This is a genomic window from Gimesia sp. (assembly GCF_040219335.1).
GTDB lineage: Bacteria > Planctomycetota > Planctomycetia > Planctomycetales > Planctomycetaceae > Gimesia.
Genome location: NZ_JAVJSQ010000026.1, coordinates 1 through 14485, shown reverse-complemented (window position 1 = coordinate 14485; position 14485 = coordinate 1). Strand labels below are relative to the sequence as shown.

The following is a 14485-nucleotide window of genomic DNA, read 5'->3' as shown; positions in this document are numbered from 1 at the left end:
AGCGAGGTACGTGAGGATTTCGCACTTCCCTGCTGTCCGGGAGGTGTGAGCTGATTTTATATCCTTTAAAGCTGAAAGCCCGCCGTGACTGAATTACTGCACGCAGCTCTGAACTGGCCCACCCTGCCGGCAACGGTACTGGTCGCCATCTGCGTGCTGTATTGGCTGTTTGTGATTATCGGGGTGTTGGACTTTGATCTGCTGGATTTTGATCTGGACTTTGAAGTCGGCGGTCATGGCCCGTCCATACTGGATTTTGGCTTCATCGGTTTGAAGTTCCTGAATCTCGGTGAAGTGCCCGTCATGGTCTGGATGAGTATTTTCTCGCTCAGTATGTGGATGCTCTCCATCAACTTCGATGCCGGGGTCGAGATTCAATCTGCGATGGACTATCTCCCGCTGTTCCTGAGAAATCTGGGGATCAGTCTGGTGGTTACAAAGTTGATTACGCAGCCATTCAAGGGATATTTTCAGTTTACTCCCCCCAATCAAATCGAAACATTGTTAGGCAAATCATGTCGTGTGACCAGCAGTTCGGTCACAGAGAAGTTCGGCCAGGCCGAACTGGAGACGGAAGGAGCCCCTCTCAAGCTGCATATTCGTTCGGAAGACGAAACAATCCAGAAGGGAGATCTGGTGCGTCTGACGGATTATAACCAGGAAACACAGGCCTTTTACGTCGTTAAAATTAACCAGGAGTCCTAAGAACATGTCCATATCGGTACTTCAGTTACCCACAGCTCAACTGTTGGGGGTCGATTTATTCAGTGGGTCCATTGTCACCGCAATTGTCGTGATCGGGGTCGTGCTGGCTGGTTTTGCGATGGCACTTTCCCGTTTCTATCGCAAGGTTGGACCGGAAGAGGCTCTGGTACGAACCGGGGTCGGGAACCTTAAAGTTGCCAACGGGGAAGGGATCTTTGTCATTCCGATCCTGCACCGTGCCGACCAGATGGACCTCTCGGTCAAGCGGATCGAAATTGCCCGCAAAGGGGAAGCGGGGCTGATTTGTCGGGATAATATCCGGGCTGATATCGAAGTGGCTTTCTTCGTGAGAGTCAACAATACTTCGAATGACATTCGCAACGTGGCGCAATCACTGGGTTGTAAACGTGCTTCCAGCCGGGATGCCCTGATTGAACTGTTTGATGCCAAGTTCTCAGAAGCTTTGAAGACGGTCGGTAAGCATTTTGACTTTGTTGAGCTCTACAACGAGCGGGACAAGTTCAAGGAAGAAATCCTCAAAATCATCGGCACCGATCTGAACGGGTACATTCTGGATGACTGTGCGATCGACTTCCTGGAACAGACACCGCTTGAGAAGTTGAGCCCGACCAACATTCTGGATGCGGAAGGGATCAAGAAGATTACCGACCTCACCGCCCGGGAACACGTGCTGTCGAACAATATTACGCGGGAAAAAGAAAAGACGATCAAGAAGCAGGACGTGGAAGCCCAGGAAACGATTCTGGAACTGGAACGTCAGCGGGTCGAAGCGGTTGAGAAACAGAAGCGGGAAATCGCATCGTTGACGGCTCGTGAAGAAGCCGAAGCTCGACAGGTAGAACATCAAGAGCGTCTGAAAGCGGAATCCGCGCGGATTCGCACCGACGAAGAACTGTCGATCGCTGAAGAAAACAAACTTCGCCAGATCATTGTGGCTCAGAAGAATAAAGAACGGACCGACGCGGTTGAGACCGAACGGGTTGAAAAAGATCGCTTGCTGGAAGTCACGGAACGTGAACGGGTTGTCGGCATTGCTGATATCGAGAAAGATAAAGCGATTGAAGTAGAAAAACGGAACATTCAGGAAGTGATCCGCGAGCGGGTGATTGTCGAACGAGCCGTGGTCGAAGAAGAAGAACGCATCAAGGATACGCACGAATTCGCGACTGCAGACCGTTTGAAACAGGTCACCGTGACCAAAGCGGAAATGGAAGCTCAGGAAAACCTGGTCAAGGAAGTCAAAGCGGCCGAAGCACAGAAGTCATCTGCCGAACTGCTGGCCGAAAAAATGGTCATCGAAGCCGAAGCCGAAAAGACGGCAACCGAAAAGAAATCGGATGCGATCAAAGTCATGGCGGAAGCCAAAACGGCCGACGGTGCCGCAGAAGGTCTGGCCGATGCCCAGGTCATGATTGCCAAGGCAACCGCCACCGAGAAGACCGGTCAGGCCGAAGCCAACGTGATGATGGCCAAAGCCGAAGCGACCGAAAAGACCGGAACCGCGGAAGCGAACGTGATGAAGCTGAAGTTCAGCTCAGAAGCCAATGGTATCGAAGAGAAAGCCAATGCGATGAAGCTCTTCGACGAAGTCGGCCGCGATCACGAAGAATTCAAGATCAAAATCAACAAGGAAAAAGATATCGAACTGGCAGCGATTTCGGCTCAGCAGGAGATCGCCGAGGCTCAGGCCGGTATTGTCGGCGAGGCACTCAAATCGGCCCGGATCGACATCGTGGGTGGCGAAACCACCTTCTTCGATAAGATTGTGGATTCGATCAAGAGTGGTAAATCCATCGATCGTTTCGTGCACAACAGCGAAACCCTGACGGATATCAAGAACACGTTCTTCAACGGAAATCCGGACTACTTTGAAGACCAGCTCCAGACCTTTATCTCCCGGTTTGGCATGTCCTTCGAAGATGCCAAGAACCTGTCGATTGCCGCTTTGATCTCACAGCTGCTCGTTCAGGCCGAGAGCGATGAAGACCGTTCGACCCTGAACCGCCTGCTGGCAACCGTCAAAAATCTCGGAATCTCCGACCAGAAAGTGTCCTCCTTTATGAAAGCCAAGGTGCAATCGTAAAATAGAGCTGCGAGTCATGCTCTAGCTGGACGGATAAGAGGTCTGGTCTGCTCTCCTGTGCCCGGTTGAACCGGCCGTGAGAGCAGACAGTTACCTCAGACGGATGCTTCACTCAATCAACTGAAACAGTGAGCCACGGGATTCACGAACAAATGGCGGATTCAGAAAATCATACATCCGAGACTGCAGCCGACAATGCGGACGCCATTGCGCTGGAGAGCAGTACGTATGAAATCATTCAGAACCGTCTGCAGAGTCGTGGTAAGGAACTGCAGTCCCGCCTGTCGCAACTGAATGAACGTCGCAAGGAAGTCTTTGGTTCGATTGAAACCCGCTTGCTGGGCAGCGATCGGATTACGACCGAGCACAACTGCGTGCCCCGTGATATGCTGGCGGTCGGGAACCGGTTTCTGTTTGGCTACAATGTGCGTTTCGGGCTGAAAACAGAAATCCAGCTGAGTGATGTGTTTTCAGTCTACGAATTCAAAGACGGAACTTATCACAACCTCCCCCTGGATCTGATTCAGGACCCAGCGTTCGAAAAAGATTTCAAGGACATCTACCGCTACTATAAGAATGCGACCTTTGCCAAGTTTTTTGTCAAAGGACCTTTTTTATACATGCTGTTCAAGGTGGGGCAGGGAGCCCGCGATTTTAAAACATTTAAATGGGCCTTCCAGGAAGATCAACTGGTCTACGTGGATAACCGCAGCGATCACGAAGTGCAGTATCCACCCCAGCAGGAATTCGAGTGGGTGCGGACACACCGCGATCTGCATTATTCGGGCGTGCATCCTCATATCTCGATTGATGACCGTCTGTTTGTGGAGACCATTGGCGGCGACCTGACCATCAAGATCGAGAACAACACCGATACCGGTGAGGGTATCTACGCGGAACCCGTGGATGACCCGGATCAGACGCTCGATGATGCCGAGATTTTCTATGCATTGATCGGCTCACTGATTCTGCTCAAGATTCGTCCTTACAAAGAATCGAAATTCCGTTATTTCATTTACAATGAAAAGCTGCAGCAGGCCCGGCGGCTGGATTCGATCAAGGATGCCTGTATTCTGCTGCCCGATGATCATGGCCTCGTGTTTTCCAACGGCTATTATCTGCAGAATGGGGATTCGAAAACGTTTGAAACCGACCTGCAGGACATGCTCTACCAGGAACGGATCGCGGCACCGAACGGGGAAGACTTTCTCTACGTCTTCTATCAGCCCGAACAGGGTGTGCACGTGCTTCTGCAGTACAATGTGATCGAACAGAAACTTGATACCCCGATGATCTGCCATGGGTTTACGCTGTTCGAAGGGGGCGAGCTGATCTGTTTCTCGGGACAGGGAGAGCCACAGAAACATCACACGATTCAGCTTTGGAAAACGCCCTACGTCAGCGAATCTTTTGAAGTTCCCCACAAGACCGATTCCTATCTCAATAAAATCGGCAATAAGGACATTGTCCGCGGGATGGCAGAGTGCCATGAACTCCTTGGGCTGATTTACCGCAGAGATGCTTACGAAAATCTGTATGTCGATCTGGTGAAACAGTCAACGGACGTGCTGGATTCCTATTTCTGGATCAATCATCAGGATACGTATGCCCTGGGTGAAGTGGTCCTGGAAATCAAGAAAGCGGCGGAAGCTGCGGTCACCGAGTATGAAAAGGTGCTGCAGCTCAGGCAGAATACCAGGAAGAAGACCGCCGAAGTCGAGACGCAGACCCGCGAAACCCTGGTCGCCATCGATCATCGCCGGTTCGATCAGATCGATGATTTCGTACAGAGCCTGGCCAGCCTGCGGAGTCTGCGGGGGGATGTCATCTCCCTGCGAGATTTGCGGTATGTCGATGTGACGCTGGTCGATCAACTGGAAGCGAAAGTCAGCGAACGAACCGAAAAACTGGCTGGACGCTGTGTTGAGTTCCTGCTGCGAAAAGATGCCCTGAAACCGTACGCCGACCGGATCTCTGCTGCCTCCGAGAAGATTAAAACGGTCGAGAAAGTAGCCGACGCGCGGAAGGTGGAAGAAGAGATCGAAGCCAGTTCCGGTGAGCTGGAGATGCTGATCGATATTGTCAGTAATCTGAAAGTGGAAGACACCACGCAGCGGACTGCGATCATCGACAATATCTCTGCCAATTTCTCACGCATCAATCAGAGTCGGGCTGCGCTGAAGAATCGCATCAAGGATCTGATGTCGGTCGAAGGCGTCGCTGAGTTCAATGCCCAGATCAAGCTGCTGAACCAGGGAGTCGTTAACTACCTGGATGTCAGTGATTCCCCCGAGAAGTGTGATGACTTCCTGACGAAACTGATGATTCAGGTTGAAGAGCTGGAAGGCCGGTTCGCTGAATTCGATGAGTTCGTCGAGCAGTTGACAGAGAAGCGGGAAGAGATCTACGCGGCGTTTGAATCGCGCAAACTGGCGATTGTGGAAAGCCGAAATAAACGGGCCAATTCGCTGACGAAATCGGCCGAACGGATTCTGACCGGCATTCGCAGTCGGGCAGAGCAGCTCGAATCGATCAACGAGATCAACGGTTACTTTGCCTCGGATCTGATGATCGACAAAGTGCGGGATATCGTACGGCAACTGGGTGAGCTGGAAGACACGGTCAAGGTCGACGACATCCAGAGCCGATTGAAGAGTATTCGCGAAGACGCGGTCCGGCAGTTGAAAGACAAGCAGGAACTGTTTGTTGATGGCGAAAATATCATCCGGCTGGGCAATCGTAATTTTACCGTCAATCGTCAGGCCCTGGATCTGACCACGGTCATGCGGGACGATGTGCTGCAACTGCATCTGACGGGGACTAATTTCTTTTCTGAAATTGAAGACGAACGGCTGTTGGCGACCCGTGATGTCTGGAACCAGGAACTGGTCTCCGAAAACAGGGACGTTTATCGCGTTGAATACCTGGCCTATACGCTGTTGAATTCACTGGATTCCGATCCGGAAACATCGCTGGAATCGGTGGTGAAACTGACCGATGAAGAACTGCTGGCATTCATTCAGAAGTTTATGGGGCCCCGCTACAGCGAAGGCTACGTGAAGGGAGTGCACGATCAGGATGCGCTGCTGCTCGTCAAATCGCTACTCAAGATTAAGCCGGCCCTGGGACTGTTGCGATACCAGCCTGCGGCCCGATCTCTGTCTAATCTCTATTGGAATTACTTCTGTGCCCCGGAGCTGAAAACGCTGTTTGAATCGCAGCTCTCTGGTTTTGGTCGCATCATGCAGGTCTTCCCACAGACCGGAAAACAGCAGTACTATATCAGCGAACTTCAACAACAGCTGACGGAGTTCGTACAACGATTGCATTGTTTCGAACCGGCGCTGGTTCCCGAGTCTGCAGAGTACCTGTTCCAGGAACTCGTGCACGGCAATCAATTCGTGGTCAGTCAGCGGGCGGGAGAGCTGTTCCAGGAATTTGAGAAGTACTTAAAACACAATAACGCACTGGAACGATTCCAGGAGAGTCTCGAAGCGACTCATGCCAATCCGCTGAACTGGTTTCTGCTGGCCCGGGACTGGGTCGGCGCTTACCTGGATCATCTGAATTCCGATGAAGACAGAGATTACCGGGATGAAATTGCCTTACTGCTGCTGGCGGGCAAACTGGATCGTCAGCGACTGATCGATGCCCGGGTGACCGATCAGATCAGTGGGCTCTCGGGTTCGCATGCCCGGATTCAGCAGGGCGAATATCACCTGCACTATAACCGGTTCATGCAGCGGTTGAATGAATTCCAGCAGGTGAAAGTGCCCCGCTTCGAATCCTATGTCACGCTCAAGAAAGAAATCGTCGACGAAGCCCGGCATGCGATGCGACTGGAAGAGTTTCGTCCGCGGGTGCTGACTTCGTTTGTCCGGAACCGTCTCCTGGATGAAGTTTATCTGCCTGTGATTGGCGATAACCTGGCCAAGCAGATGGGGGAAGCGGGCGAGAATAAACGAACCGACCGGATGGGACTGCTGATGCTGGTGTCTCCGCCGGGTTATGGTAAGACCACGCTGATGGAATACATCGCCAATCGCCTGGGGATCATCTTCATGAAGATCAACGGGCCGGCCCTGGGGCACCAGGTGACTTCGCTCGATCCCGCATCCGCACCGAATGCGGGGGCCCGGGAAGAAGTGAAGAAGCTGAACCTGTCGCTGGAAATGGGCGACAACGTGATGATCTACCTGGACGATATTCAGCACTGTAATCCCGAATTCCTGCAGAAATTCATCTCTCTGTGTGACGCCCAGCGGAAGATCGAAGGGGTCTACGAAGGGGAGACACGGACCTACGACCTGCGGGGACGCAAAGTAGCGGTCGTCATGGCTGGGAACCCGTATACCGAGAGTGGGGAAAAGTTCCAGATCCCCGACATGCTTTCAAACCGGGCCGACATTTATAACCTGGGTGAAGTGATTGGCGAACACGCGGATGCGTTCGAAATGAGCTACCTGGAAAACTGTATTACCTCCAACCCGGTTTTGAATCCGCTCACGTCACGCAGTCAGAAAGACATTTACACGATCATTCAGATGGCCGAAGATGGAACCGGCGAACGCGGCGACCTGGAAGGCAACTATTCCGTCGAAGAACTGAACGAGATGGTTTCCACGATGAAGAAACTGATTCGGGTTCGCGATGTGATTTTGAGTGTGAACCGCGAATACATCCGCTCGGCGGCCCAGTCAGACGAATACCGGACCGAACCGGCGTTCAAACTGCAGGGGTCCTACCGAAACATGAACCGCATTGCTGAGAAGGTATTTGCGGTGATGAATGACAGGGAACTGGAAACGCTGATTGTTTCCAACTACGAAAACGATGCCCAGACCCTGACCTCGGATACTGAAGCCAACCTGTTGAAGTTCAAGGAACTGATGGGCATCCTGAAGGAAGCCGAGCTGCAGCGCTGGAACGACATCAAAAAGTCATTCCGTAAGAATCAGCAGTTAAAGAGTGTGGGCGGTGAAGATCGCATGGCACAGGCGATTCTACAGTTGGCGAATGTAGGCGAAGGACTACAGGATATCCGCGAAGCCATGAACGCCGGCATCGGCAGACTGACAGAAGAGAAAACAGAGACTAACCTGGATCAATATGCCCGCGAATTCGCGGAACGGTTCCAGAATCTCTCCGAGAGCCTGCGCGCCATCCAGGCAGCTCTGAGCTCGGGGACGAAAGATGTGACGACACTGTTTGAGAAGTCACTGCAGACTCGTGAAACACAGCAGGCGGCTGCTGAGAAACCGGCTGTGGAACCCGACGACCGGATTACCGTGGTCAATAAGATTCCCCGCTCATTGTTGAATGTGCTGGAAACGCAGTTCGACCTGATGCAGGGCTGGATGCAGCCTCTGCTCAATTCTTCGCAGGCTAACCAGGCCGAGTTTCAGGAACTCAAGGATCTGGTGAAACGCTGCATGAAAGACTACAACGCGTTGATTAAACGCGTGGACGACGAGTAACCTGTCTGTTATTTATGTTCATGCCAGCTCGTGTAACGGCTCACCGAAGGGGAGCGTCACTATCGGGCGTCCGGAATGATCCAGGTAGTGTTTCTCGGTGTTGACGCCCAGGTGCTGGTAAATCGTGGCGAGGACGTCCTGGGGTGTTTTCGGGTTGTCCTTGGGGAAAGCCCCTTTCGAATCGGAAGAGCCAACGACGCGTCCCCCTTTGACGGGGCCGCCGGCGATTGCGGCGCTGAACACATTCGGATAATGGTCGCGGCCCGAATTCTTATTGACCCGCGGGGTGCGTCCGAATTCGCCCCAGGCGATGACGAGTGTCGATTCCAGCAGTCCCCGCTGATCGAGGTCTTCGATCAACGCCGAATAGGCCTGATCCCAGCGGGGGAGGAAGCCGTTCTTCATCGAGTCAAAACCTTCAACGTGCGTATCCCACCAGCGGCAGTCGACAGTGACCAGACGCACTCCAGCTTCCACCAGGCGGCGTCCCAGCAGGAGCCGTTGTGAGAAGGCACTCGCACTGCAGCGCCGGGGATCCATCGGATCGTAACGGGCTGTGAAGCCATAGCGGTCGCGGGTACTGTCCCGTTCTGCGTCCAGGTCAAAGGCCTTGCGGGCTTTGTCGGAACTCAGGATGCCGAACGCCTGCTGTTGGAACTCATTGATCGCATCCAGTTGACCGGAGCGGTCCAGGTCGGTGCGGAACTGGTCGAACCCTTTCAGTAAATCCTTGCGGCGGGAAAAACGATTCTGACTCATGCCTTCGACCAGCGAGAAGTTTTGCAGGGTGAAAGGACCTGCGTTAGCCGGGTCGGCCAGGGTTTCGAAGGGTTTGTGTGCGACACCCAGGTAGGCGGAATCAGTGCCCGGTACCTGGCGGGGGATCATGACATAGGGAGGGAGCTCAGGAGTCAGGTGCCCCAGTTGCTCTGAGACCACGGCGCCACAGCTGGGATGGACGTTGGTGGTGGGATCCGTTCCGGGGGGATAGCCGGTAAACAGGATCTGGTCACCGGCGGAATGTCCGGCGTTGGAATGGTGCAGGCTGCGAATGATCGACCACTTGTCCATGATGCTGGCACAGCGGGGCATCAGATCGACAATCTCAATACCGGGGACCGAGGTTTTAATCGCGCCGAACGCGCCGCGGTAATCGGCGGGAGCCAGGGGTTTGGGATCCCAGGTTTCATGTTGTGAAGGACCACCCCGCATCCAGAGAATGATGACCGAGTTTTCCGTCTTCGCTGCCGGTCCAGCGTGTGCTTCGTGCTCTAACAGTCCTGCGAGCGTCAAACCGGTCAGCCCGAGTCCGCCGGCTTTGAGAAAATCACGTCGCTGCAGATTCAAAGACTTCCGGAACTCTGAGCAGCCTGTCTGGGATTGGCGAAAACTCATGGACTTCTGACTCCGGTGGGAGGGAAACATTAAACATCAGCGCACGTTTATGTTATCGGGATGTGTGAGAAGTGCCAAGGGAAAAAGTTTTTTCACAGTATTTCGAGTGAATTGAATTAAAAAACACTGATTTCGCGGCTTCAGCCAGAGCGTTTACAGCGGTGTTCCAGGAGATGACGTTCAGTGACTCGCATGCAGTAATCGCTGGGCTGTGACGTAGATAAACAGCCCAGGGTCGAGCCGCATGAGGTTGGCGATTTCGTCCAGTTCTTCGTATTCGATATCGTCTTTTTTGGTGCCGTTCAGGGCTTCCAGGCCCTCGGCGACTTCATCCAGGGGGAGCCAGCAGGTCTGGAAGAAACGCATGATCTCAAACCGCCAGCCGGCGCGATAGTAGCGGTCTCTGAGCCAGTTTGAGGAGAGGGCCGCGAGGATAAAGAAAATAAAGTTGGTCAGTACGATGAGGCCGATGTAGAGCAGCGAGGACCAGAAAGAGGAAAACATCCGAAAGATCAGATAGATAATGGAAATGATCGAAGCCAGAAACAGCAGGACGTATGTGGTTGATGTCATTTCGGTGATGTTCTGATAGCGACGGCCATAATTTTCGTGAAACAGTTGATCGGCCAGTTTCTGAATTTGCGAGTCTCTCTGCTCACTCTCGCTATATTCAACATAGACTTCCACGCGCTCATAGACATCATCGGCGATGAGTTCCCAGAGGATTCGCAGATTGAGCAGCTGTTTGTCCAGCTTGGGGAATTCCGTCAGGAGATCGTCTTCATAGGAGATCAGCAGAAGCTGGCATTCGAGGAAGGCCAGATCGGCTTCGCTTTCGGGAAGCACACTGTAATTTCTGATGGCCCTGTCGATGGTCTCGCGGATGGCACTCTCCTGGATAAACGTGTCCCGCTGCTCACGGTACTGACGGAGCAGGTCCAGCAGGTAATATTCGCGTTCCAGCCAGTAAGGCAGTTCATCGTAGTGGGAGTCGACTTCAGCAAAGATCTGGTCGATCCACTTCTGACTGGCTTTCCAGATGGCCGGTTTCAGAATGTGCAGATAGAAGACCAGCAGGTTGTCGACACGATGGTCGCGTAAATTTGCTTCGCAGCTGGAGAGTGTCTTGCGAAAAATCTTGAAAGGCGCGTTGCGGATCAAGCGATCCCAGCCTTTTTCGGTCAGATAATAAAAGCGGTCTGAGTTGACGATGCGGGACGTTTTGAGCAACAGGGACGCGAGTTCCTTCAGTGGAATTTCCTGAGAGAAGTACTGTTTCAGTAATTCGAACAGTCCGGGCTCTTCCTGGTGAACCTTGAGGCCTTCCAGGATCCAGCCTGCAAAATTACCTTTCGTCTCGGGCAGCAGATCCGCAAAGACGGCCAGCGCGTAATAATCGTAGGGAGATTTTGAGGTCTGCTGTTTCAATTCCGCATACAGCACGTCGATCGGTTCGTCTTTGAGTCGCTCCAGCAGACCTGTTTTCTGGCCTTTATCAGTTGCTTCGCTGGACGAATTGTAGAGCGGATCTGCAGCGGGTGAGCCTGTCAACTCTGTCTGAAGTTCGGAATCGGACTGTTCCGTATCACTGGACCAGTCAAACTGCAGGTGTTGTGAACTCGGCAGGGGCTCGCCATAGCGGAGGGCGTCGTTCAGGGATTCGAACGCGGCGCGGATTTTCTGGAATTCCTCCGGGAATTTTTCCGGTTTGAATTTCCGAATAAAGGAATTGTATTTCCGTTTCAGATCGAGGACATCGTAATCTCCCTCCAGACCGAAAAAATCTTCCGGTCGGTCAGGCAATAATTCCCATTGTGGCTCATCGGGGCCACTCATATTCGGCTCCTCTGCAAGGTTAGGCTCAGCCGAGAAAACTCAAAAGCATGCTGAGAAAGTCTGCTGCATAAACGATGATGAATCCCAGGATTAACATCACAAACAGATAGGTGATTCCATAGGCCACTTTGTTGACTGACCAGAAGAAGTTGTCCAGCGTCGAAATCCGATTCCGTTTGGCCAGCAGCTGATTGATCCAGACTTTCTCCAGCTCGTATAGTTGGGGAAACTCTTTTTTGATGATCTGAGCCAGCTGACGGTATTTTTTGGGCTTGGGGAAGCGGGGGCTCAACAGTCCGCGGCGGGATTCTTCGAGGAATTTCATGCGGAGCGCGACCGCTTTGGCGGGTGGGGCAATAACCAGTTTACAGAACTTGTCATAAAACTCCGGGAAACAACGGGGGTGCGCTTTGAGTTGTTGGAACAGGGGCCTGCATTCTGCAACGGATTTGAGTTTGCTGTGAAAGATCGCCAGTTGGGGAAATGGTCTGGTGTCGATGGCATTGAGTCGTTGCTGAAGTTTTCTGTCATCGAATGACCAGAACGAACTTCTCAGCTTGTCAAGTTGTTCGCTGACCCGCTCTTTCTGTGTGAGATCTGAGTCAGGTTCGGCCGCGAATTGTTGTTTTGAGGTTGCTGGTTTGATCAGGCGCAGCCGCCGGTGCAGAATCTGATCGGCTTCTTCCAGGGGATTCAACAGCAGCATCTGGCGTGCGTATTCGAGCTGATGATCAGCGTCAGGCTGATTCAATTTCGAGTTCCTTTACTGGATGTGCAAGGGGAATCACGAGCGGGCAGGGGCCGACTGTGGAGTTTTGTCTGAACCGTTCTCTTTACTGAAATACTACCGGCATTCCCTGAAAATGCACACCGGAAATGTGTTTTTATTCAGTGTGTTTTTGTATTCTGAAAAAGGTGCTGAACTGTTCTGCGGCGCAAGCATGGAGCCAGACGCATTTCTGCAGTGATGCTTGCCGGGGACAGGAAAGAAATGAGTTTTACATAACAGGTAGCAGATTTTATGGAACGCTTTCTCGTCAATATCTTCCTGGCCATCCTGATCTGGGGGGGCGTTGGAGGGATGCTGCTGCGGGCCTACGTAGACAAGACGAACGGGCTGATCGTAGACGACCCGATTGAGAAACCATCGCGAATGAAAGCATTTTCCATCATGGGCTTTCTCTCGCTGTTCAATATGGCGGGGGTCTTCTTTCTGAATATCATCTGGCATGTGCAGAAATGGGACGTACCCCACGTTGTCGAGCAGGCCATACTTTGTCCGGGAATGATTCTGACTGGTACGTTTCTGTTCGCGCTCGTGTTACCCGCGACGCTGAAGAAAGCGGCGGTCACCTCGACCTTCTGTAATCTGGCCTTCCTCGGAGGGGCGGTGCTGATCTATGTGGTCAGGCACCTGCAGACCATGATCCACTGAGCCTCGACGGTGCGAGGCTCAGATTTAGATCATGTTGGTCAGGTGGGGAACTTACTGAATTTTGCCCCGCCCCTGGATCGGCCAGACGACTTCGAGGCGATCGTTGCGGAAACCGTAGAAGTTTTCGTGCAGGATCGTGGTGAAGTCGGCGTAGCCGGGGATCAGCTCGATCTTGTCGCCAATCTTGAGGTCCTGTGATTCGGGTCCCAGGTTGACGGCACAGTGTTCTGCACTCAGCGCGGTGACTTCGGCGTCCGGCCAGGCTTTGACCAGGGGAAGCTGGAAGTCGGGGTGCATTGTCTTACGACCACAGTCGAGCACCATGCGTCCCTTTTCCGGGCGACTGACGACGGTCGCCAGGACGCTTAAGGAGTAGTCGAGGCCGGTCAGGCTGCATTTGTTGACGTACATCGGGTCCGCAAAGATGCCGCCGCCTGCCTGCAGTTCGGTGATGCCTTCGCAGTTCGAGGTGATCTGGTAGGAACCGGTACCGCCGGCACTGACGATTTCGCATTGAATGCCTTTGGCTTCGATGGCGGTTTTACAGCCGACGAGCGTTCGCATCGCTTCTTCGATTTTCTGTTGTTTTTCTTCCGGATCCTGAACCTGCAGCAGGTGCCCTTCATAGCCCATGATGCCGGCGAGTTCGACACCTGCGAGTTTATCGATGGCCATGGCGAGGTCGAGAGTGTCCTGCCCTGGACGTGAGCCGACGCGGTTGAGGCCGATATTCACTTCAGGCATCATGCGGCAGACGACGCCGGCATCGGCACACATTTTCGCCAGCGGTTCGATCTGAGCGAAGTGGTCGCAGGCGATGATGGGGCGGGCATGACGACAGAGAGAGACGACGCGTTCCCATTTGGTTTTGCCGACAATCATGTTGGCGATGAGGATGTCTTTGACGCCGGCGGCAGCCATGACTTCGGCTTCGGAGACCTTGGCGCAGGTCACGCCGATGGCACCGGCTTCCATCTGGGCGAGGGCAATGGCGGGGGTTTTATGACATTTTTCATGGGGCCGCCAGGTCTTGCCGCGGCTGAGAATATAGTCGGACATCTTCTGAATATTTGATTCCATAATATCCAGGTCGATGCAGAGTACAGGAGTGTCGAGGTCGAACTTATGTGATCCAATAACAGACTGAGTCATGAAAATTCCTAAAATCCAAAAGGTCTCTGAACGCATCAAAGTTGATTACCAGATAGTACCGTAACCGTTTAAAAATCGCAGGGCTACGAATGGAATTCTTGAATTCGAACAATATTAAAAAAACTTTTGCCACTCCGTTGACAGTTCTGAAAATCCACGATAAACTCCGCGTCCCCATTGAAGTTCAGGCACTTAATTGTCGATGAAAAATGGACACTTAAGAGCTGACAGCTTTGATGAATGATCTTTGACAAAATGGTTGGTGGCCCCAAATTTTAAGAGTGGATGCCAGAATGTTATGTGATTGTCCTTCGGGATGGTCACAGAACGATTCAGGTCAATTTAAAATTATTGAGCCAATCTGTAGCGCATCAGGCAGGC

General features: G+C 52.8%; 8 protein-coding genes. 4 read left to right on the top strand and 4 right to left on the bottom strand.

Annotated elements, in window-relative coordinates; genetic code table 11:
- The first annotated feature begins 84 nt into the window (after window positions 1-84).
- The 3 genes from RID21_RS20060 to RID21_RS20050 all read left to right on the top strand — a co-directional run bounded on the left by RID21_RS20060 (window position 85) and on the right by RID21_RS20050 (window position 8286).
- On the top strand, window positions 85-705 hold the full coding sequence (locus tag RID21_RS20060; RefSeq protein ID WP_350191935.1) for a hypothetical protein: 621 nt from the start codon (window positions 85-87) through the stop codon (window positions 703-705).
- A 4-nt stretch (window positions 706-709) separates the two neighbouring features.
- Window positions 710-2809, top strand: a complete 2100-nt coding sequence (locus RID21_RS20055) for a flotillin family protein (RefSeq protein WP_350191933.1) — start codon at window positions 710-712, stop codon at window positions 2807-2809.
- Between the two features lie 152 nt (window positions 2810-2961).
- Entirely contained in the window at window positions 2962-8286 is a 5325-nt protein-coding gene (locus RID21_RS20050) for a DNA repair ATPase (RefSeq protein WP_350191931.1), read from the top strand.
- Window positions 8287-8304: 18 nt separating this feature from the next.
- Here RID21_RS20050 and RID21_RS20045 read toward each other — a convergent pair whose 3' ends face one another.
- The 3 genes from RID21_RS20045 to RID21_RS20035 form a co-directional block, all read right to left on the bottom strand.
- The gene (locus RID21_RS20045) at window positions 8305-9681 is read right to left on the bottom strand and encodes a DUF1501 domain-containing protein (RefSeq protein WP_350191929.1); all 1377 of its coding nucleotides are present in this window, start codon (window positions 9679-9681) and stop codon (window positions 8305-8307) included.
- A gap of 180 nt (window positions 9682-9861) precedes the next feature.
- On the bottom strand, window positions 9862-11517 hold the full coding sequence (locus tag RID21_RS20040; protein WP_350191927.1) for a hypothetical protein: 1656 nt from the start codon (window positions 11515-11517) through the stop codon (window positions 9862-9864).
- Between the two features lie 25 nt (window positions 11518-11542).
- A complete protein-coding gene (locus RID21_RS20035; protein ID WP_350191925.1) occupies window positions 11543-12268 on the bottom strand; it encodes a hypothetical protein in 726 nt (241 codons plus the stop codon).
- A 270-nt stretch (window positions 12269-12538) separates the two neighbouring features.
- Here RID21_RS20035 and RID21_RS20030 point away from each other — a divergent pair, with 270 nt between their 5' ends.
- On the top strand, window positions 12539-12952 hold the full coding sequence (locus tag RID21_RS20030) for a hypothetical protein (RefSeq protein ID WP_350191923.1): 414 nt from the start codon (window positions 12539-12541) through the stop codon (window positions 12950-12952).
- Window positions 12953-13003: 51 nt separating this feature from the next.
- Here RID21_RS20030 and RID21_RS20025 read toward each other — a convergent pair whose 3' ends face one another.
- Window positions 13004-14104 carry a DSD1 family PLP-dependent enzyme gene (locus RID21_RS20025; RefSeq protein ID WP_350191921.1) on the bottom strand — a complete coding sequence of 367 codons (1101 nt, stop codon included), beginning with the start codon at window positions 14102-14104 and terminating at the stop codon, window positions 13004-13006.
- Between the last annotated feature and the right edge of the window lie 381 nt (window positions 14105-14485).